General features: G+C 62.7%; 22 protein-coding genes and 1 pseudogene. 14 read left to right on the top strand and 9 right to left on the bottom strand.

Features of this window, described 5'->3' with window-relative positions; genetic code table 11:
- Positions 1–50 precede the first annotated feature (50 nt).
- Positions 51–650 (bottom strand): flavin reductase family protein, encoded by a 600-nt coding sequence (locus tag AC1MEK_RS28335; RefSeq protein ID WP_480399562.1) that lies wholly within the window; start codon positions 648–650, stop codon positions 51–53.
- 187 nt (positions 651–837) lie between these two features.
- Between AC1MEK_RS28335 and AC1MEK_RS28330 the strand changes: the two genes are divergently transcribed.
- Genes AC1MEK_RS28330 through AC1MEK_RS28315 form a run of 4 tightly spaced genes read left to right on the top strand, consistent with a single transcriptional unit; the run spans position 838 to position 3,504 of the window.
- Positions 838–975, top strand: a complete 138-nt coding sequence (locus AC1MEK_RS28330) for a hypothetical protein (protein WP_480399561.1) — start codon at positions 838–840, stop codon at positions 973–975.
- Positions 972–1,724 (top strand): metal ABC transporter ATP-binding protein, encoded by a 753-nt coding sequence (locus AC1MEK_RS28325; RefSeq protein ID WP_480399560.1) that lies wholly within the window; start codon positions 972–974, stop codon positions 1,722–1,724. The genes AC1MEK_RS28330 and AC1MEK_RS28325 overlap by 4 nt, the downstream gene beginning before the upstream one ends.
- Positions 1,721–2,590, top strand: coding sequence for a metal ABC transporter permease (locus AC1MEK_RS28320; protein WP_480399559.1), 870 nt, complete (start codon positions 1,721–1,723; stop codon positions 2,588–2,590). The genes AC1MEK_RS28325 and AC1MEK_RS28320 overlap by 4 nt, the downstream gene beginning before the upstream one ends.
- A 26-nt stretch (positions 2,591–2,616) precedes the next feature.
- Complete coding sequence (locus tag AC1MEK_RS28315) at positions 2,617–3,504, top strand: metal ABC transporter substrate-binding protein (RefSeq protein WP_480399558.1); 888 nt, start codon at positions 2,617–2,619, stop codon at positions 3,502–3,504.
- Positions 3,505–3,661: 157 nt separating this feature from the next.
- Here the strand turns inward: AC1MEK_RS28315 and mdeB are convergent, their stop codons facing one another.
- A complete protein-coding gene (gene mdeB / locus AC1MEK_RS28310; protein WP_480399557.1) occupies positions 3,662–6,355 on the bottom strand; it encodes an alpha-ketoglutarate dehydrogenase in 2,694 nt (897 codons plus the stop codon).
- Positions 6,356–6,477: 122 nt separating this feature from the next.
- On the opposite strand from mdeB, the gene AC1MEK_RS28305 reads away from it, so the two are divergent.
- The 5 genes and pseudogenes from AC1MEK_RS28305 to AC1MEK_RS28285 all read left to right on the top strand — a co-directional run bounded on the left by AC1MEK_RS28305 (position 6,478) and on the right by AC1MEK_RS28285 (position 10,900).
- Positions 6,478–6,942: an Lrp/AsnC family transcriptional regulator gene (locus AC1MEK_RS28305; RefSeq protein ID WP_074759287.1), complete on the top strand. Its 465-nt coding sequence runs from the start codon at positions 6,478–6,480 to the stop codon at positions 6,940–6,942.
- Positions 6,943–7,028: 86 nt separating this feature from the next.
- Positions 7,029–7,688, top strand: coding sequence for an HD domain-containing protein (locus AC1MEK_RS28300; RefSeq protein ID WP_480399556.1), 660 nt, complete (start codon positions 7,029–7,031; stop codon positions 7,686–7,688).
- Positions 7,689–7,984: 296 nt separating this feature from the next.
- Positions 7,985–8,788, top strand: a pseudogene (locus tag AC1MEK_RS28295) (MCP four helix bundle domain-containing protein); the annotation flags it as partial.
- On the top strand, positions 8,771–9,646 hold the full coding sequence (locus AC1MEK_RS28290; RefSeq protein WP_480399572.1) for a methyl-accepting chemotaxis protein: 876 nt from the start codon (positions 8,771–8,773) through the stop codon (positions 9,644–9,646). The pseudogene AC1MEK_RS28295 and the gene AC1MEK_RS28290, both read left to right, overlap by 18 nt.
- An 87-nt stretch (positions 9,647–9,733) precedes the next feature.
- Positions 9,734–10,900, top strand: coding sequence for a hypothetical protein (locus tag AC1MEK_RS28285; RefSeq protein WP_480399555.1), 1,167 nt, complete (start codon positions 9,734–9,736; stop codon positions 10,898–10,900).
- Between the two features lie 91 nt (positions 10,901–10,991).
- Here the strand turns inward: AC1MEK_RS28285 and can are convergent, their stop codons facing one another.
- On the bottom strand, positions 10,992–11,633 hold the full coding sequence (gene can, locus AC1MEK_RS28280; protein WP_480399554.1) for a carbonate dehydratase: 642 nt from the start codon (positions 11,631–11,633) through the stop codon (positions 10,992–10,994).
- A 149-nt stretch (positions 11,634–11,782) separates the two neighbouring features.
- Here can and AC1MEK_RS28275 point away from each other — a divergent pair, with 149 nt between their 5' ends.
- Positions 11,783–12,196, top strand: a complete 414-nt coding sequence (locus AC1MEK_RS28275; RefSeq protein ID WP_480399553.1) for a serine kinase/phosphatase — start codon at positions 11,783–11,785, stop codon at positions 12,194–12,196.
- Positions 12,197–12,345: 149 nt separating this feature from the next.
- On the opposite strand, the gene rimI is transcribed toward AC1MEK_RS28275, so the two are convergent.
- Both rimI and AC1MEK_RS28265 read right to left on the bottom strand, forming a co-directional pair.
- The gene (gene rimI / locus AC1MEK_RS28270; RefSeq protein ID WP_480399552.1) at positions 12,346–12,798 is read right to left on the bottom strand and encodes a ribosomal protein S18-alanine N-acetyltransferase; all 453 of its coding nucleotides are present in this window, start codon (positions 12,796–12,798) and stop codon (positions 12,346–12,348) included.
- The gene (locus tag AC1MEK_RS28265) at positions 12,791–13,609 is read right to left on the bottom strand and encodes an energy transducer TonB (RefSeq protein ID WP_480399551.1); all 819 of its coding nucleotides are present in this window, start codon (positions 13,607–13,609) and stop codon (positions 12,791–12,793) included. Before AC1MEK_RS28265 ends, rimI begins: the two co-directional genes overlap by 8 nt.
- A 144-nt stretch (positions 13,610–13,753) precedes the next feature.
- Between AC1MEK_RS28265 and mksB the strand changes: the two genes are divergently transcribed.
- The 3 genes from mksB to mksF are packed head-to-tail and all read left to right on the top strand — an operon-like array spanning position 13,754 to position 18,559.
- Positions 13,754–15,031: an Mks condensin complex protein MksB gene (gene mksB / locus AC1MEK_RS28260; protein WP_480399550.1), complete on the top strand. Its 1,278-nt coding sequence runs from the start codon at positions 13,754–13,756 to the stop codon at positions 15,029–15,031.
- Complete coding sequence (gene mksE / locus AC1MEK_RS28255) at positions 15,021–15,728, top strand: Mks condensin complex protein MksE (RefSeq protein WP_480399549.1); 708 nt, start codon at positions 15,021–15,023, stop codon at positions 15,726–15,728. Before mksB ends, mksE begins: the two co-directional genes overlap by 11 nt.
- Positions 15,725–18,559 carry an Mks condensin complex protein MksF gene (gene mksF / locus AC1MEK_RS28250; protein ID WP_480399548.1) on the top strand — a complete coding sequence of 945 codons (2,835 nt, stop codon included), beginning with the start codon at positions 15,725–15,727 and terminating at the stop codon, positions 18,557–18,559. The genes mksE and mksF overlap by 4 nt, the downstream gene beginning before the upstream one ends.
- A gap of 250 nt (positions 18,560–18,809) precedes the next feature.
- Here mksF and speA read toward each other — a convergent pair whose 3' ends face one another.
- The 4 genes from speA to AC1MEK_RS28230 form a co-directional block, all read right to left on the bottom strand.
- Complete coding sequence (gene speA / locus AC1MEK_RS28245) at positions 18,810–20,723, bottom strand: arginine decarboxylase (protein ID WP_480399547.1); 1,914 nt, start codon at positions 20,721–20,723, stop codon at positions 18,810–18,812.
- Positions 20,724–20,937: 214 nt separating this feature from the next.
- Entirely contained in the window at positions 20,938–21,309 is a 372-nt protein-coding gene (locus AC1MEK_RS28240; RefSeq protein WP_480399546.1) for a translation initiation factor Sui1, read from the bottom strand.
- A gap of 162 nt (positions 21,310–21,471) precedes the next feature.
- The gene (locus AC1MEK_RS28235) at positions 21,472–22,017 is read right to left on the bottom strand and encodes an NUDIX hydrolase (protein WP_480399545.1); all 546 of its coding nucleotides are present in this window, start codon (positions 22,015–22,017) and stop codon (positions 21,472–21,474) included.
- Between the two features lie 3 nt (positions 22,018–22,020).
- Positions 22,021–23,124, bottom strand: a complete 1,104-nt coding sequence (locus AC1MEK_RS28230) for a DUF2333 family protein (RefSeq protein WP_480399544.1) — start codon at positions 23,122–23,124, stop codon at positions 22,021–22,023.
- 331 nt (positions 23,125–23,455) lie between these two features.
- Between AC1MEK_RS28230 and AC1MEK_RS28225 the strand changes: the two genes are divergently transcribed.
- Positions 23,456–25,111: a diguanylate cyclase gene (locus tag AC1MEK_RS28225; RefSeq protein WP_480399543.1), complete on the top strand. Its 1,656-nt coding sequence runs from the start codon at positions 23,456–23,458 to the stop codon at positions 25,109–25,111.
- Positions 25,112–25,183 lie beyond the last annotated feature (72 nt).

Here is a 25,183-nt window from a genome sequence, read left to right as displayed (position 1 = left end):
GGCGATTTCAAGAACGCCCCGCCGGCAAGCCGTGCTGCTACGGGGCGAGGTCAACGCTCCAGCACCTTGCCCACCACCTCGTCGCCAATCACCTGAAAATGCCCACCGGCCACATGGTGGATGGTGCGTAGCGCATCGTGCCCGGCGAAATGCCAATGGCCGTCCGAAAACACACGCTCGTCGGCCCAGGCGGCGACCACCTCGCCGATGAACAGGTCGTACTGATTCTGGTTGTGCGGCTCAGGGATGAGACGACACTCCAGCCACGCCACGCAGCCCTCCAGCATCGGCGCCTGGACCACTTCGCCGTCGAAGGTCGCCAGGTTGTACGCCTTGAACTTGTCGACGTCCTGCTCCTGGGAGATCTCAAGCCCCGAGGTCGAGCCCACTGTCTCGACGATATCCACCTGGCTGACCGTCGGCACGTTGATCACGAACGTGCCCGAGCCTTCCAGCAACGTGCGCGTCCACACCGACTTGTCCAGCACCACCGTCACCTTGGGCGGCTGGAAATCCAGCGGCATCGCCCAGGCCGCGGCCATGATGTTGCGTTGCCCCTCATGAGCGGCACTGACCAGCACGGTCGGGCCGTGGTTGAGCAGGCGATAGCATTTGGCGAGGGGAACGGAGCGGCGATGGGAGGCGGACATGAGGGATGTGATCCTGAAAAAGTAGGAAGCGTGTGCGGAAAACTACAGGGTTTGCCGCCCGAGGAAAACGCCGATCCCCCACAGGCCTTCAAACTGTCGCATTCCTGAACCAGCCCAAAATACCCCTTCCCTCGCGCCTGAAAATAGTGATGTAATAGTATAACAAAACATTTCAGGCACGCGCTTCATGAAACCCGCACCCAGACTTTCCCCCAATATCGCCGCCTCCGCGCTCGCTCAATCGGCGGGCAAGCGGGTGTTGGTGTCGCTGATTCTGATCGCGCTGCTGTGGGCGGGCATCGCGTGGGCGGTGGCGATTCCATGAGCGCGGCGATCGATCTGCATGACCTGACCGTGACCTATGAGCGCCGACCGGCAGTTCATCATGTCAGCGGGCGCTTTGCGGCGGGCAGCCTGACGGCCATTGTCGGGCCGAACGGCGCGGGCAAGTCGACGCTGATCAAGGCCATCGCCGGGACGCTGAAACCTGCGGTGGGCCGTGTGGATCGCGGCAGCCTGAAGACGCGGCACATCGGCTATCTGCCGCAGGCGGCCGAGATCGATCGCAGCTTCCCGCTGAGCGTGGCCGACACGGTGATGATGGGCGCCTGGCGCAGCATCGGCGCGTTTGGCGGGGCGACGCGCAAACACGCCGAACAAGCCCGCGAAGCGCTGGTGGCGGTGGGGCTTGCGGGCTTTGAACAACGCAGCATCGGTTCGCTGTCGTCCGGGCAATTTCAGCGCGTGCTGTTCGCGCGGCTGCTGTTGCAGGACGCCTCGGTGATTCTGCTGGACGAGCCCTTCACGGCCATCGACGCGCGCACCACCCGCGATCTGCTCAAGCTCATCGAGACCTGGCACGGCCAGGGCCGCACCGTGATCGCCGTGCTACACGACATCGAGCAGGTCCGCCAGCACTTCCCCAGCACCCTGCTACTAGCACGGGAAACCATCGCCTGGGGCAACACCGCCGAGATCCTGCATGCCGACAATCTGCGCCGCGCCAAGAACATGGCCGAGCACTGGAGCCCGGACGCCGTGGCGTGCGAAGCCGACGAGGACACCACGCTGTGACGCTCTATAGCCTGATCATTCAACCCTTCGTCGACTTCGGCTTCATGCGCCGCGCGCTGGTGGCCTGCCTGGCCTTGGGCATCGGCTCGGGGCCGGTGGGCGTGTTGCTGATGCTGCGGCGCATGAGCCTGGTGGGCGACGCCATGAGCCACGCGGTTTTGCCGGGCGCTGCAGTAGGCTTTCTGTTCGCCGGGCTGTCGCTGCCGGCCATGGGCTTCGGCGGCCTGGTCGCCGGGCTGGCCGTGGCCTTGCTGTCAGGCCTGGTCAGCCGTTTCACCACGCTGAAGGAGGACGCCAGCTTCGCCAGTTTCTACCTGACCTCGCTGGCGGCGGGCGTGCTGATCGTCTCGCTGCACGGCTCAAACGTCGACCTTCTACATGTGCTGTTCGGCACCATTCTGGCCATCGACGATCAGGCGATTTTCATGGTCGGCGCCATCGCCTCGTTCACCCTGGTGCTGCTGGCGCTGATTTACCGGCCGCTGATTCTGGAATGCTTCGACCCCGGTTTCCTGCGCGCAGTCGGTGGCCGCGGATCCCTGTATCACGTGCTGTTCCTGCTGATGGTGGTGCTCAATCTGGTCGCAGGCTTTCAGGCGCTCGGCACACTGATGGCGGTCGGGATGATGATGTTGCCTGCCACCGTCGCACGTTTCTGGTCGACTTCTCTGACCGGCATGATCGTGATTTCCACGGTGGTCGCCACGCTCTCGGGCTTCATCGGCCTGATCGTGTCCTACCACGCCAGCGTCGCGTCGGGCCCGGCCATCGTCCTGACCGCCAGCGCCTTTTACCTGTTCTCACTGTTCTTTGGACGCAGCGGTTTCCTGCACCGGCTGTTCCCGAGGGCTCACCTGTCCGGCTGATCGTTCTCCCACTTCAAGGAAATCACATGAAACGTTTGACGCTTCTGACCGCCGCACTGGCGCTGTCGGGTCTGGCCAGCTTCGCCCAGGCAAAAGACCTGGAAACCGTTGCCTCCTTCACCGTTATCGCCGACATGGTGAAAAACGTCGGCGGCGATCACGTCCACGTGACCTCGCTGATCGGCCCCAACGGCGACCCTCACGTCTACGAGCCGACGCCCAACGACGCCCAGGCCCTGAAGAAGGCCGACGTGGTGTTCGTCAGCGGCCTGCACCTGGAAGGCTGGCTCGACCGGCTGATCACTGCCTCCGGTTACAAGGGTGAGCCGGTGGTGCTGTCCAACGGCATCATGACCCGCAGCATGGAAGAAGACGGCGAGAAGATCACCGACCCGCATGCCTGGAACAGCGCGGTCAACGGCATCGTCTACGTCAGAAACATCATCAAGGCGCTACAGAAAGCCGACCCGGAACACGCAGCCGACTACAAGGCCAACGGTGAGAAATACATCGTTCAGTTGCAGGACATGGACGCCTACGCTCGCGCCCAGATCAACGCCATCCCTGCCCCACAGCGCAAGGTACTGACGTCCCACGATGCTTTCGGCTATTTCGGTGATGCCTATGGCGTGACTTTCCTCTCGCCGCTGGGCTTTTCCACCGAGACCGAAGCCTCGGCTGCTGACGTCGGCAAGCTGATCACCCAGATCAAGCAGGAGCACATCAGCGCCTACTTCTTCGAAAACTCCAGCGACCCGCGCCTGGTGCAGCAGATCGCCAAGGCCAGCGGCGCGCACCCGGGCGGCGAGCTGTACGTGGAATCGCTGTCGCCCGCCAACGGCCCGGCGGCGACCTACGTGAAGATGTTTCGCTACAACGTGGACAAGATGACGGCGGCGATGAAGGGCCAATAGCACAACACCAAACCCGTAGCAGTCCGGCTTGCCGGCGATGGCGATCTCAAGGTCGCAACCGCCTCTGTAGGAGCGAATTCATTCGCGAAAAATGGTACGTCCGATAGAGATCTATCGCCTGTACCACCGCTTCGCGAATAAATTCGCTCCTACAGGATCAGCAGCGCCACGGTGCGTCTGCATCCACCTCGATCCCATACCGCTCGATCACCCGCCCCGCCACCCCCGTCGGCAACTCGCCCTCCTTCTCCAGCGCCGTCACCGCCGCCAGCACGATGTGATGACGGTCCACCTCGAAGAACCGCCGCAATTGCGCGCGGCTATCGCTGCGGCCAAAGCCGTCGGTGCCCAGCACGGTGTAATCACTGCCGACATAGGAAGCAATCAACTGCGGCACGGCGCGGACATAATCCGACACCGCAATCACCGGCGCCCCCGTCGGCAGGCTCGCTTGCAGATGGCTGACCCTGCGCGCCGCTTCGGGATGCAGCCGATTCCAGCGCTCCACTTCACGCGCCTCACGTTCCAGCTCGGTGAAACTGGTGACGCTGAACACCTCGCTTTCGATCTGCCAGTCCTGCGCCAGCAACTCGGCAGCCGCAATCGCTTCGCGCAGGATCGTGCCGGAACCGAGCAAGCGCACCCGGCCCCGAGCCCCCTCGACAGAGTGATCGGTAAACCGATACATCCCGCGAATGATCGACTGCTCCACGCCCTCGGGCAGCGAAGGCTGTGGATAGTTTTCGTTCATCAGGGTGACGTAATAGAACTCGTCGACATCCTGCTCCAGCATCCGGCGCATGCCGTGGTCGAGGATCACGGCCAACTCGCCAGCGAACGCCGGATCATAGGCGCGGCAGTTGGGCACCGTGGCGGCCATCAAATGACTGGAACCGTCCTGATGCTGCAAACCTTCGCCACCCAATGTGGTGCGGCCCGCCGTGGCGCCCAGCAGAAAGCCCCGGGCGCGCTGGTCGGCAGCGGCCCAGATCAGATCGCCAATGCGCTGAAAACCGAACATCGAGTAATAGATATAGAACGGCAGCATGCGCAGGCCATGGGCCGAGTAGCTGGTCGCCGCGGCCACCCAGGAACTGATCGCCCCGGCTTCGCTGATGCCCTCCTCCAGAATCTGGCCGTTGGTGGCTTCGCGATAGCTGAGGATCGAGCCGATGTCCTCAGGCTCGTAGCGCTGGCCAACGCTGGAATAGATGCCGATCTGCTTGAACAGATTGGCCATGCCGAAGGTGCGCGCTTCGTCCGCGACGATCGGCACCACACGCGGGCCAAGCTGCTTGTCCTTGAGCAGGTTGCCGAGCAGGCGCACGAAGGCCATGGTGGTCGACATTTCCTTGCCGTCGGCTTGGGTGGCGAAGCTGGCGTAGCTATCGCGAACCGGCACGGCCACGGGCTCGGCAGCGCTGCTGCGCGCCGGTACCGAGCCGCCCAGCGCCTGGCGCCGCTGCAGCAGATAGCGCATCTCGGCGCTGCCCGCCTCGGGTTTGAGGAAACTCAGGTTCTCTGCCTGATCGTCGGTCAATGGCAGATGGAAGCGATTGCGGAAGTGGAGCAGCGCCTCGCGGTCGAGCTTCTTCTGCTGGTGGGTGGTCATCTTGCCCTGACCGGCCTCGCCCATGCCGAAGCCCTTTTTGGTCTGGGCCAGAATCACCGTCGGCCGCCCCTTGTGCTCGCTCGCCGCCTTGTAGGCCGCGAAGATTTTCACCAGGTCGTGGCCGCCGCGCTTGAGGCGATCGATCTGCTCGTCGCTGAGGCCCTCGGCCAGTTTTCTCAGGGCGTCGTTCTGCCCGAAAAAGTGCTCGCGATTGTACTGGCCATCCTTGGCGGCAAAGGTCTGGAACTGCCCGTCGACGGTGTGCGACAAGGCCCGCACCAGCGAGCCGTCGGTGTCGCGGGCGAACAACGGGTCCCAGTCCGAGCCCCAGACCAGCTTGATCACATTCCAGCCGGCGCCGCTGAACAGCGCTTCCAGTTCGTCGATGATCCGCCCGTTGCCCCGCACCGGCCCGTCCAGGCGCTGCAGGTTGCAGTTGACCACCCACGTCAGGTTATCCAGGCCCTCCCGCGCGGCCAGGGTCAGTGCCGACATGCTTTCCGGCTCGTCCATTTCACCATCGCCGAACACGCCCCACACATGGCGGGAAGCGGTGTTTTGCAACCCGCGATGTTGCAGGTAGCGCATGAAGCGCGCCTGATAAATCGAGCTGATCGGGCCGATGCCCATCGACCCTGTGGGAAACTGCCAGAAGTCCTGCATCAGCCAGGGGTGTGGATAACTCGACAACCCGCGCGCGCCAGCCTTAGGGCCAGTGATTTCCTGCCGGTAGTGAGCCAGATCGTCCTCGCTCAAGCGCCCTTCCAGAAACGCCCGCGCATAAATGCCCGGCGCCGAATGGGGCTGATAGAACACCAGGTCGCCACCTTGCTCACCGCTGCGGGCGCGGAAGAAATGATTGAAACCCACCTCGAACAAATCGGCGGCGCTGGCATAACTGGCGATATGCCCGCCCAGCTCGCCATAGGCCTGATTGGCACGCACTACCATCGCCAGCGCGTTCCAGCGCATCAACGAGGCCAGGCGTTCCTCGATGGCCAGATCCCCGGGAAACATCGGCTGCTGCTCGACGCCGATGGTATTGATGTAACGCGTGCCATGGGCCGGCTGCCAACCGATACCGGGGTCGCGGGCCAGGCTGGCCAGCATGTCCATGATTTCACGGGCGCGCTCGGCGCCGGCGTTGTCCAGCACCGACATCAGCGCATCGCGCCACTCGTTCAGCTCCAATTGATCGTCGTGGCTGCGCGCGGCGGCAGCCGAATCGAAATGGCCCATAGACACCTCCCGTTGATTAAGGAAAAGTCTATGCTTGCGCTCGCAGATTTAATGACCGATCTGCGTGGCCGAAAGCATGATCGTCAGCATAAAAAACTCTAAAAATGGCAAATGGAAGCACGATGAACTTCGACAGCATTGACCTGAAGATCCTCCGCGAGCTGCAACGCGACAGCAGCCTGTCCAACGTCGAACTGGCCAAGCGCGTACACCTCTCGCCCTCGCCTTGCCTGGCGCGGGTCAAGGCGCTAGAGGCCAGCGGCTGCATCCGCGAGTACGTCGCACTGCTGGCGCCGGAACATCTGGGCCTGCGCCTGAACGTGTTCATCTCCATCAGCTTGAAGGAGCAGAGCCGCGAAGCCCTGCAGAACTTCGAGCGCCGCGTGTGCGAATGCGAAGAGGTAATGGAGTGCTACCTGATGACCGGCGACGCCGATTATCTGCTGCGCGTGGTCATGGCCGACATGCAGGCGCTGGAGCACTTCATCATCGAGCGTCTGTCGCCGATGCCGGAGGTGGAGAAGATCCGATCCAGCCTTTCGCTCAAACAGGTGCGCTACAAAACTGCGCTGCCGCTCAGGCCCTGAGGATCTTCGCGCAACCCGGCCGGTCAATCTTGTATGCTCAGGATCGATAAGAGCTGGCAGCACCAGCCTGCATGAAAGGATGATCGATGACCGCACTCTGCTTCGCGCCGTTTCAAGACCTGGCCGACCGGCTGATCCCCCACACCGCAGCCGAGCGCGGCGACGGCTCCCACGACCTTTCGCATCTGCATCGAGTGTGGCGCAACGTCTGCGCCATCCGCGACAAGGAGGGTGGCGATCATCAGGTCCTGCTGGCGGCTACCCTGCTGCACGACTGCGTCGCCGTGGAAAAGAACTCGCCCTTTCGCGCCAGCGCCTCACGCCTGGCAGCCGCCAAGGCCACCGAGTTGCTGGCCGAGATGGGCTGGGACGAAGAACGCACATCGGCGGTGGCCCACGCCATCGAAGCCCACAGCTATTCAGCCAACATCACGCCCACTAGCCTGGAAGCGAAAATCCTCCAGGACGCCGACCGCCTCGACGCCATCGGCATGGTCGGCGTCGCCCGGCTGTTCTACGTCTCCGGCCGCATGGGCAGCCACCTCTACGACCCCGCCGACCCTAAGGCTCAGCGACGCGAGCTGAATGACAAGCGGTTCGCCGTCGACCACTTCACCACCAAAATCTTCACCCTGGCGCAGGGGTTTCAGACCCGGACTGGGAGTGAAATGGCGCAGGTCCGGCATGAGCGGGCGCAGCGGTTTTTGCGGGAGTTTATGGAGGAGATTGGGGTTCTGCCTTCCTAGCAACACCAGGGCGTATCAACTCTTCCCCCAGAAAAACGTCAGCCTGCTTGAAGAATGCCTCCGATAACTCGGGAGCGTCGTCAGGATCAATCCATTCTTTTTTAGCTGGAGATGTACTCGCGTCCATTCGTCTTCCTCACTGATTGGCTCGTTAGAGTACCGTTCATCGCCCTGCCGTCAAATTTCAACAAATCTGAAACATTTCACGCCCGATGTCACAAAGACATCATAGAAGCCCTCTATAACGATGGCTCCGATGTATTCCTCTATGGGGATGGGTGGCTGTGAAAAGGTTAATGCGTAGAGTGTTTCGTCCCTCGTCCAAACCTGCATTTCTGCGACGCTTCAGAATCACTCAGCGTCTGGTGCTGTGCTTCGGCGTGACGGCACTTCTGTTGGTGGCGCTCGGGGCGTTCTGTCTGCTGCAGATGCAGAGCATTCGCGCTCAGGGCGAAGCGGTCGAGAGTGGCGCGCTGCCCAGCATTGCCATGGCCGACGCGATCGCCATCGACCTGATCAAGCTGCGCGGCGAAAGCGCACGACTGATCGCCAACGCCGATGACCCCAGCGCAGTGGTCACCAGCAAGATCAACGTCGAGCAGCTGAAAAACGAAGTGGAAAAAGGCTTCAGCGATTACCTGGCGCACTCCACCGACAGCACCGAGCGCGACTCGATCAAGGCCCTGCAGGATGCCTACAAGGCTTTCATGCCGGGGCTGCACGACGAGATCGCGCTGATCGAGCAGAACAAACTCAATGACGCACGCATGTTGCTCAACACCTCGTTGAGCCTGCAGGGCGACCTGATGGACATGCAGGTGCAGTTGCTGCGCGAGCTCAATAAACAGAGCGCCGCAGCCGCCGTGGATGGGGCTAACAGCCGCTTCCAGCAGACCCGCATCATCGCCGTCAGCGCCATCGTCGTGGCCCTGGTGCTGACCCTGTTGCTGGCCTGGCGCCTGAGCGTGAGCATCATTCGTCCGCTGCGCCAGTCGCTGCAGATTGCAAGCACCATTGCCCAAGGCGACCTGAGCCCGCAGCCGATTCCCGAAGGCCGTGATGAAACCGCGCAACTGCTCAAGATGCTTGGCCAAATGCGCGGCAACCTGCACGGCACCATCGATCAGATCTACGCCGCCGCCAGCCAGTTGAGCCAGTCCGTTCAGGAAATGGGCGCGATCGCTGAGGCCAGCGCGAAGAACCTGCAAGCGCAGAATGATGAAATCGAGCAGGCTGCCGTGGCCGTCAACCAGATGAGCCAGGCCGCAGTAGAGGTGGCCGACAACGCCAGCAACACCTCGACCGAATCCAAGGCGTCGAACGAGGCCGCGGCCGAGGGCCGTCTGCGCCTGACCGGCACCATCGACTCGATCAAGGAGCTGACCGACAACGTCCTCGACTCCTCCCATCAGGCCGATGGCCTGGCCGAGCGCACGCTGAGCATCAGCAAGATCCTTGAAGTGATCCGCGCCATCGCCAACCAGACCAACCTGCTGGCACTCAATGCGGCCATCGAGGCGGCGCGCGCGGGCGAGGCCGGGCGGGGGTTTGCGGTAGTGGCTGACGAAGTGCGCTCGCTCGCGCAACGTACCAGCGCCTCGACCACCGAGATCGAAAGCCTGATCAACGACGTGCAGAAGAGCACCCAGGAAACCGCCGAAACCCTGCGCGTCACTGCGTCTCAGGCCAGCCAGACTCTTGAGCAGGCCGCTGCCACCAGCCAGGCACTGACTGTGATCATCAGCTCCACCTCGACCATCAGCGACCGCAACATGCTGATCGCCAGCGCCGCCGAACAACAGGCCCAGGTCGCCCACGAGGTGGATCGCAACCTGAGCAGCATTCGCGATCTGTCGACTCAGTCAGCCTCCGGCGCGCAGCAGACCACAGTGGCGAGCAATGCCCTGGCGATGCTGGCGACGGATCTGAATTCGATGGTGCAGAAGTTCGTGCTGTGACGCTTTGCCGTTCATGTCCTTGTGTTTCACTATTGAAACGCCACCCGCACAACCACAAGACGGGTGTTCGCCAACAAGGACATGAGCATGAAGAAAGCCGCTGTATTGAGCGCCACCCTGACGGCGCTCGCCCTGAGCCTCAGCGCCCACGCTGACGTCGACGTCAAACTGGGCAGCAAGGAACGCGTCACCCGCCTCTTCGCCTACCCCAACAACTGCAACGTGATCTGCTTTCGCAACTGGACGCTGGAGCAGACCGTCGAGCATTACCTGACGCAAAGCGTTCAGCGCGACGGCTACGCCAGTGCGAAAGTCAGCGTGGTCAACGACAACGATCAGCTCCACGCCAAGATCAGCGGCGTGCCCGAGGGTTATGAAAAGCCGCTGACCCAACTGCTGGACGCGGGCGAGCAGGCCTACAGCGGCGCGAAAAAGCTCAACATCGACGGCAGGTTCGCCTACAACTGGTACCTGTTCCTGCCGCTGGGCATGGCGCTGGAAAACCGCAAGAGCGTCGAGCTGCTGCACTTCCCGCCGGATTACTCGCTGACCCAGGCTCAGGATTACCTGCGCTCGGCCACCTCCGACCGTTGGGCCGCGCTGTTGACCGACAACGGCATTCCGGCCGACCAGACCCCGGCCTATCAGACCATCATCGACATCGCGCCCATTGCCGCTCCGTCCAATGCGGGCAAGGATCTGGAAGGCGTCTACGGCTACTTCAACGATTACCAGACCACCATGGTCAAACAGGTCAGCCTGACGTCCAAGGGCACGTCGCTGCCAATGGTGGCGTTTGGCGCGCCGGTGCGCAGCTGGCTCAAGGAGCAATACAAGGTCGAGGTGTCGGTGCTGGGCCTGGCGACCATCAGCCCGAACGCCGGGCAGAAGGTGTCGGTGATCGGCTCCAACCACCCGAGCTACATCTGGTACGCGGCGGACAAGAGCAACTACGGCGGTGACCAAACCAAGGCCGACGAGGCGGGCCTGAAAGTCATGGGCCAGGATTTGAGCGCGGCCTGCTGGCAGGCGGGGATGGGCCAGAAACCGGGCGCTGATGCCGCGGCTTTGCTCAAGCAGTGCAGCACCCGCTGGCAGGTCACCGACAAGGTCCAGACCTGCAAGCTGTTCTACACCTCGATACGTAACCTGACCCCGGATCAGGCTGCGGCCAAATGCCGGACCGGGACCGTGGGACGGCAGCTCGACCAGTTGCGCAAGCCGTTGCCCGAGATGATCAAGAAGTCGGCGTAACACGATCCGTAGCAGCACGGCTTGCCGGCGGGGCGTTCTCAAGATCGCTCCCGCCGGCAAGCCGGCCTGCTACGGGCGGTATGTGTCGGGATTATTCGCCCAACGGGCGCAACCGATACTGCGGCGGCAATTGCTCGAAGCCGCTGATGGTGGTGTCCAGGCTCTTCCAGCGGCCATCCTTGATGCCGTAGATGCAGCCGTGCACGGAAAGCTTCTGCCCGCGATGCCAGGCGTTCTGCACGATGCTGGTGTGGGCGACGTTGGCCACTTGCTGAATCACGTTCAACTCGCACATGCGGTCGACACGTTCTTCTTCGGTTGGCAGTTTGGCCAGCACATCACGGTGCTCGTAATACAGATCACGAATGCTCCGCAGCCAGCCGTCGATCAGGCCGAACTGGCGGTCCTGCATCGAGGCGCGCACGCCGCCGCAGCCGTAGTGGCCGGTGACCAGAATATGTTTGACCTTGAGCACATCCACTGCGTACTGGATCACCGACAGGCAGTTCAGGTCGGTGTGCAGCACCACGTTGGCGACGTTGCGGTGGACGAACAGATCGCCCGGCAGCATGCCGACGATTTCATTGGCGGGAACGCGGGCGTCCGAACAGCCGATCCAGAGGAATTCCGGCGTCTGCTGGCGCGCCAGTTTGGCGAAGAAGTCAGGGTCTTCTTCCTTGATGGCTGCTGCCCAACGTTCATTGTTATCGATCAGATCTTGTAATTCGTTCATACGTCGATGCCTCGGAAATGATGCTCAGCTATGACTTGCGTCCGATGCTGCGGGTCACGCCTGCCCGCCATGACCGGCTGGCAAACGGAAGGAATCTTCATGACCGCCCCCGGTCCACCGGATGAGACCGCCCATTTGGAGACTATGTCATGAACGATTCACGCCGCCCGTTCGGTGCGACCCAGCCCGAACCCATCGATGACAACGAAGACCGCATGGGCTCGATGGAAGAGCTCAACTTCAATGACAATAACGAACCCAGTGGTCGCATTGGTGACATGATCCCCGAGGACGAGCTGGAAAACTACATTCCCGACGAGCGTGTACGCGAAGCCGGAATGACCGGGGCGTCCACCGATGATCACAACCCGACCGACGACGACATGAGCCCGGAAAATCTGATCGACGAAGACGGCGCGCGTTCCCCTCGCGAAAAAGGCGAAGGCGGCCCGGCGGATTTCGACCTGAGCGTGGTCGATGAAGATGAAATCGGCGCAGGTCGTGGGCTGGACGAAGAAGAACTGGCGATTTTCGATCCGCTGGATGGCAAGCCCGATAGCTGAAACCGGCCCCACCACTCTTTTTCTTACTGCGAATACGCTCCCTGTGGGAGTGAGCTTGCTCACGAAGGCGGACAATGAGCGTCAACAGCTACGCCCCATTCGTGAGCAAGCTCACTCCCACGGTTGCAAGAGACAGGAGGAGCTTGAGCTCAGTCAGTCAACGTACACGCCATGACCAGCGCATCCTCGCGCCCGCCCACCGCAGGGTAATAATCGCGACGTCGGCCCACTTCGTTGAAGCCGTAGCGTTCATACAGGCGATAGGCCGACTGGTTGCTGGCGCGCAGCTCCAGGAAACACTCGCGGCCGTTGATCTCGTAGGCCCGCTTCATCAGCTTGTCCAGCAGCAGCAAGCCCAGGCCACGGCCCTGGCTCTCCGGCTTGACGGTGATGTTGAGCAGGTGCGCCTCGTCGATGATGACGTTGATCACGCCATGGCCGACCTGCTGACCGCCCTCGAACATCAACCAGATTTCGTAGGACTTGAGGCCATCGAGAAAAATGCCGCGGGTCCAGGGATGGCTGAACGCCGCGTATTCAATCTTCAGCACCGCATCCAGGTCAGCTTCGGTCATGCGGCGAAACGTTACGGCATCACTCATTTACGCTCTTCCAACGCCCCATCAGTTGGCGCATCGCGCGCCAGACATCGGCCTTGCGCTGAGGCTCGTCCATCAACAGTTCAAGACCCGGCAGCGCCCAGGCCGAACCCAGGCCATCGACCTGAATCTCTTGATTGTAGGATTGCGCGTCGACTTCGCCGGCAAAACGCAACGCCGGCAGGCCGATCAGCCACAGACAGGTGCACGGCTGCTCCTCGACCCGGGCATACAGAAAGCCCTGAACGAAATCCCGCGCCGCCTCTGGGCCTTGGTCCATCTGCCCGCGCACCAGCAGCGGCCAGCGCACCGGCTCGCCGATGATCTGCGGGCTGTCGGGCAGACCGGCGGCGCGCAGCATGTCCTTGAGCAGCAGATACGACGGATCGCGGCTCTGGAACGGCTCGCCCGTCGCCAACTCGACCAGCAACAGGCAGCGACCGGCGCGCAGCAATTGCAGGGAGAAACGCGGAGGCGGCACGACCGGCGCCTTGGCCACCGGCGCCGCTTCTTCGGGCTCGGCCGCTTTTGCCGCAGGTTTGGCGGCAGACGACGGGCGCGGCACTTCGATTTTCGGCCGCTCGATGCTCCGCGCTGCCGGTGCAGGACTGGCTGGCGTGGCGTCGCCCTGCTGGCTTGCCTGCTCCCTTGCAACCGCCGCAGGCGCCTGCGGCGCGACCTCGTCCTCGAACGCAGGCAGCGGCGCAAGCAGCTCCGGCCGCGAAGGCGCGGCAAAGGGCAATTCAGTGCGAGGCAGCCAGCTGACCACCTGCATGGCGGTCAGAAAGGCGCGACGTCTAGGCTCGTTGAGCACGGGACAGCCACCTGTGGATAAAGTCAGGGCGACAATTCTACAGGCCTTCGACGATTCACGCCGCAGTTGATCGCCTCGGGGTGAAAACCAACGCCCGCGATGCAGTACAATCTGCGCTTTTATTTGCCAACCAGCGGCTATCCGATGATCGAACCTAAGCGCGTCCTGCGCGCCCTTGCCGAACACTGGGCGCTCCTTGAGCCACTGTGCGAGCACTTCGACCAGGGCACTCTGAGCCTGAGCGAGCTGCGCGTGCAGCTGGCGGCCCAGCAACTGGAAAGCACGCCGCAGGACATTACCAACCTGCTGGACGTGTGGATTCGCCTCGACATTCTGGTTCCGGTGGCCAAAAGCCCGAACCGTTTCGAGCTCAACGCGCAGATTCACGACTTCCTGTCTTACCTGCGCCGCGAACACCGCCTGGGCCTGTGCCTGGAAATCGAAGCCTACCTGCGCCATCTGGAGCGGCTGGCCGGTTACATTCAGGAAGCCTTCGAGGCGCGAGATGCCAATGACCTGGCCCGCCAGCTGCGCCTGCTCGACATGCGCGTGCGCGATGTCCTGAAAAAACTCGCCAACGACGAACAGGCGCTGGTTTCCGTGGCCGAGCGCGCCAAGACCAGCGACCGGCAGATTCCGCTGCGTCAACGTTACGCTGAGGTCCTGGCGACCTGGGACGAATACGTCGAGCCGATGATCCAGCTGGTGAACGCCGACGGCGCGTTCGAGCAAGGCGTGCGCAAGGTCGAGAACGTGCTGCTGCGCATGCTCAGCGATCAGCAGCGTCTGGGCCATCTGGTCGACGACGACATGCTGCTGCGCACCCACGCGCGGATTCTGGAAATGCAGACCAGCGCGCAACTGACCTTGCGTCATGCCCGCGAGCTGCTGTTGCCGCTGCGTGAGGAAGCCCGCCGTCACAACGCCGTGACCCGTGGCGCGGCACTGGCGCTGTCGGCCATTCGCCGCAAGGGCATCGACGCCGTGCCCCAGGCCGCCATGCCGATGTTCACCCGTCCGCAGAGCACCTTTCTCGGCAGCGCGAACCAGGTCGAGGCTTATGTCTACGCGCTGGCGCGTTTCGAGCCCAAACCTGCGCGCTTCCCGAAAGCCAGCCTGACCCGCAAGGGCGAGCCGCCAAGGGCGCCGCGCACGGTCAAGGAAATGGTCGAACGCTGCGAAGAAGCCCTGCCAATGCCGGACCTGATGGTCTGGCTGCTGGAGCAGGAGCCCAACGGCGCGACCGACGAATTGCTGTACTGGTTCTCGCGCCTGTCGCGGGAAAAACGCTTCAAGCGCGAGCGTCTCGAACGCCGTGAATACCTGACACAGGAGCACCGCGTCAGCCTGCGCTCCTTCGCCCTGCTCTCGAGCAAAGACGCCACCCCAGAGAATTCCGAGGGCACCGCCCATGCATCTTGATCTATCCGAAATGTCCCAGCTCGCGCCGATCTTCCGCGAGCTGTTCAAGGGTTACCACATCAGCCGTCGCGACCCCGAGCTGTATGCCCAGCTGTCCAACGCGCAAGACCAGTACCGCACGCTGTTCAAGGCGCTGGGTTTCGAGCTGGTCTGCGACACCCGCGGCTTCTACTACTTCGTGCCGGATCTGGCGGCCGCGCAGGTCAATAAGACCGCCCAGCGCCTGGCGCTGTTCACCTTCATCCTCGTCGAGCACCTGGCTGACCAGGGCCGCGACCCGGTCGCCGTGCTGGACGGCGGCAGCTTGGGCCGCGATGAGCTGCCGTCGCTGCTGGAAAAGTACCGCGACCTGTTCCTGCAGGCCGAAGTGCAGACCCAGGACGAGCTGGAAGAGAAAATCATGCGCCGCATGACCCAGCTCGGGTTCGCCGCGGAAGAAGTCGGCATCTACCGCTTCCTGCCGCCGATGCACCGCTTCCTCGACGTCTGCCTGTCGGTCCAGCAGGACCGCGACTTGGCAGCCAGCCTGCACAGCGACCTGCCATTGCCAACGCCGGTGCTGATCGACGAGGACAGCGACGAAAAACTCCTGCAGACCGACGATCCGCTGGATCTGGGCGAATTCCAGGACACCGAAGAAACCGAAGAGCAAGCGCTGGCCCGCGCGATCGCCGAAGAGCAGGAGTTTGACGCATGAGCCAGGAACGCTACGGCATCCGCCGTTTTGCCCTGCTGAACACGGCCGGTTACAGCCTCGGGCTGTTCCCGCTGGAACATCCACTGTCGGTCTACGGCGCGAACAACCTGGGCAAGAGTGCCTCGATCAACGCGCTGCAATTCCCGATTCTGGCGCGCATGTCGGACATGAGTTTCGGCAAGTACAGCCTCGATCAGTCGCGCCGCTTCTACTTTGCCTCCGACACCAGCTACATCCTGGTCGAAGTCTCCCTGCCCCACGGCCCGCACGTGATCGGCGTGGTCGGTCGCGGCCCCGGCGGCGGCTTCGGTCACCAGTTCTTTGCCTACGCGGGCAAGCTGGACCTGGCGCACTACCAGAAGAACGACACCTGCCTGCGCCAGAAAGAGCTGTTCACCAACCTGGAAAGCCAGGGCCTGAAAGCCTACGAGCTCAAGCCCGACGAACTGCGGCGCCTGCTGGTCGGCGGCCACACCTCGATTCCGCTGGACCTGACGCTGATTCCGCTGCGCTCGACCAGCGAACAGAGCCTCAAGACCTTCCGCGCACTGTTCATCAACCTGCTGCACATGCGCGAAATCACTGCGGCCAAACTCAAGCAGCTGTTCCTCGATGCCTTCGAGCACAGCCTGCGCTCCGGTAGCGTCGATTACATTGCCGCGTGCGAAGAAGCCTTCCGCGACGTGCGTCGCATGGAACAGGACTACAACGCGCTGGTGCTGGCCGGCCCGCTGGTCGAAGCACTGGCCAACGGCGTGAAGCAGCGCGACGTGCTGCGCGGCAAGCTGCACCGCCTGTCGCCACTGCTCGACTCGCTGCTGGGCACCTGGCAGGACTACTCCAATGCGCGCAAGGAAGAGCTGGTCATCCAGGCCGAGCACTACCGTGGCGAGCAGGATGCGCTGCAGAACGATCAGCGCGGCGGCACGCAGGAACTGATGCGCCTGGAGCGGGAGATCAGCAACATCCAGCGCTGGATCGGCGAACTGGCCGTGCTGAAGAACCGCTTTGCGCTGGTCGACGACGTGCGCGTTCTCGAACAGCAGCTGCTGGCGGCCAAGGATGCCCACGACGAACTGGCCGGCGCCCTGGCGCAGTCCCGTCAGTTCAGTGCCGAGGATCTGGACGAGCGTCTGCGCGATCTGGAGAAACGCCTGAAGTCGGTGAAGCAGCAGCTCGATCACGCCGACAACAACAGCTATGCCCGCCTGCGCGAAGAGTTCTCGCAGCCGGACGTCGAGCGCCTGATGCGCCTGTTCAACAGCGCGCTGTTCAGCCTGCCGCTGGGCGAGCAAGGCATCGCGCTGGATGACAGCGACGCCTGGGTCAAATCGCTGGAAGCGATTCTCGACGGCTTCAAGGGCGAGCGTTTCGAAGTACCAGGCCTGTCGATCAACCTGTCGCACATCGAGCCACCTGCCCTGCAGGCGCTGGCCGACCGCGCAGCGCTGCGCGATCAGAAAGAGCGTCTGGAAAAAGAACTCAAGCAGCTGAAGACCCAGCAGGCCGTGGCCGCCGACCGCGCCGCGAGCAAGACCCAGACCGAGGCGCTGTACCAGCAGGTGCTGGATGCGCAGAAGGCGCTGGAAGATTACCGCCGCACCCAGACCCTGACCGCCGAGGAAGGCGAGAAGCTGGAACAGCTGGCGCAGATGGAAGCCGCGCAGGACGAACTCAAGCGTTCCAGCGATGCCTTCACCGAACGCGTTCAGCAGCTGTCGGCCAAGCTGCAACTGGTGGGCCGTCAGATCGGTGATCTGGAATCCAAGCAGCGCACGCTGGATGACGCCCTACGTCGCCGTCAGTTGCTGCCCGCCGATCTGCCATTCGGCACGCCGTTCATGGAGCCGGTGGACGACTCGCTGGACAACCTGCTGCCGCTGCTCAACGACTATCAGGACAGCTGGCAGAGCCTGCTGCGCTTAGACGGCCAGATTGAAGGGCTGTACGCGCAGGTGCGCCTCAAGGGCGTGGCCAAGTTCGACAGCGAAGACGACATGGAGCGCCGCCTGCAACTGTTGATCAACGCCTATGCTCACCGCCAGGATGAAGCGCTGACCCTGGGCAAGGCCCGTCGCGCGGCGGTGACCGACATCGCGCGCACCCTGCGCAACATCCGCAGCGACTACGACAGCCTCGAACACCAGCTGGCCTTGTTCAACCGCGAGATCAACCGCCGTCAGGTGTCCAACCTGGAAAGCTTCCGCATCGTTCTGGCACCGAACAAGGAAGCGCTCAAGCACATCGATCAGATCATCCACAGCGCCGGCCAGTACGAAGAAGGCGAAACGCTGTCGGTGTTCGACCTGAGCCAGAGCGCCGAGCAGGACAACAAGAACGAAGAAGCCAAGGAATACCTGGCGCGCCTGGTGGCGGCGAACCACAACCAGCTGGGTCTGAAGGACCTGTTCGAGCTGGCGTTCGAGATCACCAAGGTCAACAGCCAGCCGGTCATCCACACCGACATCGACGGCGCAGCCTCCAACGGCACCACGATGACCATCAAGGCGCTGACCAACATGTACCTGTTGCTGCACCTGATGGACCGCGAACAGGCCGGGCGCGTGCGTCTGCCGTACTACCTGGACGAAGCCGCCGACATCGACGAACGCAACCAGGCCGCACTGCTGGAAACCAGCCTGCAGCTGGGCTTCGTGCCGATTCTGGCGAGCGTCAAGCCGCAGGTGTCGGCCCATGTGGCGATCGACCTGGAAGGCGGCAGCGGCCCTGCGGGCATCTACATCGACGAGGCGGACTGGAAGTACATCCGTCGTCGTGATGAGGTGGCTTCGGTGAAGGCTGTTGAAGTGGCGGAAGAGGCTGCCGAGTAAGGTGGTGTATCAGCGATAACGAAAAAGCCCCGCAGCGATGCGGGGCTTTTTTGTGCCTGCGATTCCAAGAGCGACATATCCCCCCGTAGCAGCACGGCTTGCCGGTGGGGCGTCCTCAAGATCGCTCCCGCGGGCAAGCCCGGCTGCTACGGGGAATGGGGCGTTCTCAGGAACTGCTCGCACCGCAGAATCGTAGCAGCACGGCTTGCCGGCGGGGCGCCCTAAAGAACACCCCAGCCGGTGGATCAGATCACGAAGACAGGTAGGACGAACGCGTCAGCCCCAAACGCAGCGCGTCCAGATACTGGGTACGCTCACGCGGCGAGATACGCGCGCTGGCCACCTTGTCGCGGTAGTGGGTCATCAGCTCTTCCGGCGACAGGTGCACGTAGCGCAGCATGTCTTCGATGGTGTCGTGGGTTTCGATACCGGCGTGGTAAACGCTGCCGTCCTGGTTCTGGTAGATGTTCACCGAGTCGGTGTCACCGAACAGGTTGTGCATGTCACCCAGAATCTCCTGGTACGCACCGACCAGGAACACGCCCAAGAGATAATCCTCGCCCTCGTTCAGCGCATGCACGGGCAGGCTGGTCTCGATGCTCTGCTCGTCGACGTACTGGTTGATCTTGCCGTCCGAATCGCAGGTCAGGTCCTGCAGCACCGCGCGGCGGTTCGGCTCTTCGTCCAGGCGATGCAGAGGGATGATCGGCAGTACCTGGTCGATCGCCCAGGTGTCCGGCAGGCTCTGGAACACCGAGAAGTTGCAGATGTACTTGTCGGCCAGTTTGTCGTTGAGCTCGTCCAGCACCTGACGGTGGGAACGCTGACGCGCCTTGAGCGAGTTGTGCAGGCGGCGGCACACCGCGAAATAGCACTGTTCGCCCAGCGCCTTCTGCGCCAGGGTCAGCTTGCCGTCCGAATACTGCGCGGCCAGGTCGCTCATGTAGTGCGTGGCGCGCCAGTAGGTTTCGGTGACCATCTCGATGTCGGTCGGGCCGAGCAAGTCGATCAGCCATTGCAGGGTCTCAGGCAGGCTTTCCTTGTCCTCAATCACCGGCACTTCGTCGTTATGGCGCTCCACGTCGGTGACCTGGATCACCAGCATGGCGTGGTGCGCGGTCAGCGAGCGGCCGCTCTCGGAGAAGATGTGCGGATGCGGCAGGCCCTGCGCGTCGCAGAACTCCTTGAGCATGCCGACCACGACACCGGCGTAGTCGTCCATGTCGTAGTTGATCGAGCTGGCGTTGCGCGAGTGGGTGCCGTCGTAGTCAACGCCCAGGCCGCCGCCGACGTCAATGTGATCGACCGGCAGGCCCAGATTGCGCAGCTCGCCGTAGTAACGAATCGCTTCTTTGAAGCCGTGCTGGTAGTCGGCCAGGTTGGCGATCTGCGAACCCATATGGAAGTGCAGCAGGCGAATGCCCTGATCCAGGCCGGCTTTGGTGAAGCGCTCGACCACCGACAGCAACTGCGCAGCCGACAGACCGAACTTGGATTTCTCACCACCGGTGTCAGCCCACTTGCTCGACGCCAGCGACGACAGGCGAACCCGCAGGCCCACTTGTGGCGCGACCTTGAGCTCGGCGGCTTCTTCGATCACCAGTTCGACTTCGGATTCTTTCTCGATGACGATGAAGACGTTGTGGCCCAGCTTCTGGCCCATCAAGGCCAGGCGAATGAACTCGCGGTCCTTGTAACCGTTGCAGACGATGGTGCCGCCCTTCGGCGCCAGCGCCAGCACGGCCATCAGCTCGGGCTTGGAACCGGCTTCAAGACCGATGGAGACGTTTTGCGTGGCGATGATGTTCTCGACCACCGCTTCCTGCTGGTTGACCTTGATCGGGTACAGCGCGGTGTACTTGCTCTGGTATTCCAGGCGCGCGATGTTGGCGTCGAACGCGCCGGTCAGCTGACGCACGCGGTCCTGCAGAATGTCGGGGAAGCGCACCAGCAATGGCAGGGAAAGGCCGCTCTTGCGCAGCTCTTCTACCTGCTCGTAAAGATCGATGGGCGAACTGCCTGGCCCGTTGGGGCGAACTTCAACACGGCCGGCTTCGTTGATTGCAAAATAACCAGCCCCCCAATGGCGAATCCCATAGACACTGCGGCTGTCCGCCACGGTCCATTGGCTGCCATCGTCTTTGCGTGTGCGTCGTACGGACATCGAAGTCCCCTATAAATAAAGTCATGAAGCCCAGGCCCTGACGGGCTTGGCGCAGTGTATAGAGTGCAAATGACGGTTTGGCACCGGCCAGCTGCGAGGGTATGGACCCACTGTGGGGTTATAGACCCAAGCCACCGACCAGAGTTTGTTTGGAACCTGGATGCCAGACCGACTGCTGAAACCGGGCAACGGCTGAAGGTAAAAAAGAGGCGACTCAGCCGCCGGACTTTTTAGCCTTGAAGCCCTGCTTGACCAGTTCCGCCAGCAGCGTCTCGACGTGATCGCCCTGAATCTCGATCACGCCGTCCTTGAGCGCGCCACCGGTGCCGCAACGACGTTTGAGCGTAGTCGCCAGTTCCTTGAGTGCGTCGGCAGGCAGCGGTACGCCGGTGATGGTGGTGACGGTCTTGCCGCCTCGGCCCTTGTTTTCGCGGCGCACACGGGCAATGCCGTCACCTTCGGGGATGACCGATTGCTTGCAGGTGCAGGCGTCGACGGGCTGACGGCATTCAGGGCAATGACGCCCGGCGTCGGTTGAAAATACCAGGCCACCGAGGGCGGCGAAGGATGCGGCTTTTTTGGCCACTGGCAATCCTCTTCTTGAGGACCAAAGTCAGGTCGACGCAAGCCGACCGCGAAGCCCCACTCAGGCAGGGGCAGCGCTACCGGGCCGCGAGGCGGTCCGGTTTGAAAGGTCGCGCAGTGTAACGGCAAAAAGCCTGGATGCTAAGTGCAAAAATGCGCCAATTTACGGGCGATTTGCGACGTCGCCCAGATAGCGTTTCAGCGCAGCCAGAGAGTCCGGGCAATAAGGCTTTTCAATGGTTTCGCGCAGCACCTGATCGATGCCGATGAAACGCGCTTCGAGCACCTCTTCAGGCTGCAGTTTCAGCGGCCCGTCCCAGACCGCCGAAAACACCGCGCACCACAGCCGGTTGTCGGGTTGATCGAAGAAAAACTGCTCGTGGGCGGTCAGTTCGACCCCGGCCACGCCCAACTCTTCCTCAAGTTCCCGGGCCGCCGACTCTGCGTAACTCTCGTCGGCCTGAACCATGCCGCCAGCGGCAACGTCCCAGTAGCCCGGGTAAATCGCCTTGCTCAGGGTGCGCCGATGCACGCACAGCTCGCCTGCGGAATTGAACAGCAGAATATAAGTGCCCCGCCCGATCAGCCCGCGCTCGCGCAATTCGGCGCGGGGCATCGAGCCCAGCAGTTGATCCTGGCGATCGACCCAGGCGATCTGCTCGGCGTCGGAAGCCGCGCGGTGCGCGACTTCGTTTTCAGAGACGGCCATCGATCAACCCTGCGACAGCAACTGACGCAGGTCGATGACAGCGGCGTTGGCCCGCGACAGGTAATTGGCCATGACCAGCGAGTGGTTGGCGAACACGCCGTACGGGCTGCCGTTGAGAATCACCGGGCTCCACATCGGCTCTTGCGAGGCCTCCAGCTCACGAATGATCTGACGCACGCTCACGGTAGCGTTCTTCTTGGCCAGCACGTCGGCGAAGTCGACTTCGATGGCGCGCAGCAGCAGGGAAAGCGCCCAGGCCTGGCCGCGTGCTTCATAGAACACGTTGTCGATCTGCATCCATGGGGTTTCGACGATTTCCTCGTCGACCTGCGGCACCTCGCCCGGCTTCACGGTCACGGTGGACTGCGCTTCAGTCTTCAGGGTGCTGTTGAGCTTGACCCGGCCAACGCTGGCCGAAAGGCGCTGCGACAACGAACCCAGGCGAGTACCGACGTCACCCAGCCAGTTGTTCAGGTTGTCGGCGCGGGTGTAGAACAGCGCGCCGCGCTGGTTCGGATCGGACAGACGCGCCTGATAGCGGCTCAACGCAGCAATACCGTCGCGGTACTGGGATTCGCTCGAGGGCAGGATCCAGCTCTTGTTGTCGAAGTTGAACAACGGCTCGGCGCGGCCCAGATCGCTGTCTTCAGCCGACTGGGACTGCGAGCGGGCGAAGTCCTTGCGCAGGGCGCGGGTCAGGTCACGTACCTGGACAAGCACGCCGTATTCCCAGCTCGGCATGTTGTCCATCCACAGGCCAGGCGGGAAGCGGTCGTTGGAAATGTAGCCGCCCGGCTTGTCGAGCAGGGTCGAGACCACGGTCTTGAGGGTTTCGACGGTGGTGTAACCGATCACCATCGGCTTGCCATCACGCTCGGCGGCCGCCTGAGCCTGTTGCTGAACCGGAAACAGGGCCGGCTCGCTGCTCCACCAGATGCCCAGCACGATGGTCACCAGCAGATAGATGCCCACCACTGCGCCCACCGCGCGGCTGAACACCAGACCGCCCCAGTACCCGCGAGGCGCCCGAGGTGCCTTGCCTACCGGCTTCTCGTCAACACGCTCGCCTGTACCCGCAGCGCCCGAGCGCTTCTTCCAATCCAGCATGGCCTTGTCCTTTCAATCACGGAATTCAGTGCTTAGGACCGCAACCTTACAGCAAGGTGCGTTTGGCAGGAACGCGGGGGAAGGTCCATTTGCGTAATCCATTGGTCCATGTGCGCCATCTCCACAATTGGCCATCAGGGAATCCCTGACTGGCTGGTCGCAATCCGGACCGCTGGCAGGGCAATGCGCCTGTCGCAAAAGATAGAAATTTGACGCAAAAAGCCATGAAAAAAATGACAACAAAATGACTTGCGGCGCACTTGCGCCATAAAAGTAGTGCTAGCATAGCGCCAGCATTTGCATCAGGGTTTCCCCGATAAGTAGTCAGGACATGACCGAGCCAGAAGATCCGAGCGCAGACCGCCTCAAACATCACTTCGCCCAGCGCGTCATCCATCAGGCACGACAGATCCTGGAGGTATGGCAGCGCTTGCAGCAAAGCGAGTGGTCGGTGGCGGACATGGAAGAACTGGTCGACGCCAACCAGCGCCTGCTGCGCTTTGCCGAACGCTTCGAGCAGGCCGACCACGCGCAACTGGCCCGCGGCATCAGCCGCTCGCTGGACGAAGTGCAGGCCAATCGCGGCCGCTTGAGCAGCGCCCTGATTACCGACCTCAACCGTTTGATGCAGCGCCTGTCGCGCACCGGCCTGCGCCATGGCGACCGGCTGGAGCACACCTCGCTGCCGCCCCTGCGTAAGCCCATCTACGTGATGCTGCAGGATCACGAACGCGGCGACCGGCTGGCCAAGCAGCTGGAGTTCTTCGGCCTGATCGCCCAATCGCTGAACAGCGTTCAGGCCTTTCACGCGACGTTGGCCGAGCGCCTGCCGGCGGCAGTGGTGATGGATGTGGATTTCGGTGGCATCGGCGAAGGCCTGAAGCTGGCGAGCAAGATGCAGGAAGGCCTGGAGCAGAAGTTGCCGCTGCTGTTCTTCAGCCATCATGAAACCGACACGCCAACGCGCCTGGCCGCCGTGCGCGCCGGTGGCGAGGAATTCCTGACCGGCACGCTGGAAGCGTCGAGCCTCCTGGAAAAGATTGAAATCCTGACCCGGGTGGCGCAGTACGAGCCTTATAAAGTGCTGATCATCGACGACTCCCGCGCCCAGGCCACGCACACCGAACGCCTGCTCAACAGCGCCGGGATCGTCACACGCACGCTGTTCGATCCGATCAAGACCATGGCCGAACTCGCCGAATTCCAGCCCGACCTGATCATCCTCGACATGTACATGCCCGGCTGCACCGGCACGGAACTGGCCAAAGTGATCCGCCACAACGACCGTTACGTCAGCGTGCCGATCATTTACCTCTCTGCCGAGGACGACCTGGATAAACAGCTCGACGCGATGAGCGAAGGCGGCGACGACTTCCTCACCAAGCCGATCAAGCCACGGCACCTGATCACCACCGTGCGCAACCGCGCTGCCCGCGCGCGCAACCTCAAGGCGCGCATGGTGCGCGACAGCCTCACCGGGCTGTACAACCACACCCACATCCTGCAATTGCTCGAAGACTGCAGCTTCCGCGCCCGCCGCGAGAACAAGCCGCTGAGCTTCGTGATGCTCGACATCGACCACTTCAAGAAGGTCAACGACACCCACGGCCACCCCATGGGCGACCGGGTGATCAAAAGCCTGGCGCTGTTCCTCAAGCAACGCCTGCGCAAGACCGACTACATCGGCCGTTACGGCGGCGAAGAGTTCGCGGTGGTCATGCCCGACACCGACCTTGCGGCGGCCCACAGCGTGCTGGACGAAATCCGCCGACGCTTCGCCGAAATCCATTACCCGGCGCAACCTGCCGACCTGTTCTGCACCTTCAGCGCCGGCGTGGTGGAATTGCGCGACAACGACGACGCGCTGCTGCTGGCCGCGCAGGCGGACGACGCGCTGTACCGGGCCAAGAAGGCCGGGCGCAATCAGGTGCATTCGGCGCGGGATCACGCCGTGCACAACCACCCCGCCCCCGAACTCACCCCGTAGCAGCAGGGCTTGCCCGCGGGTTGGCCCTTGAGATCGCTCCCGCCGGCAAGCCGTGCTGCTACGAATGGCGTT

This window comes from Pseudomonas sp. 2 (assembly GCF_056627435.1).
The sequence above is the reverse complement of the archived record's forward strand: the minus strand, read 5'-3'. Positions and strand labels throughout refer to the sequence as shown.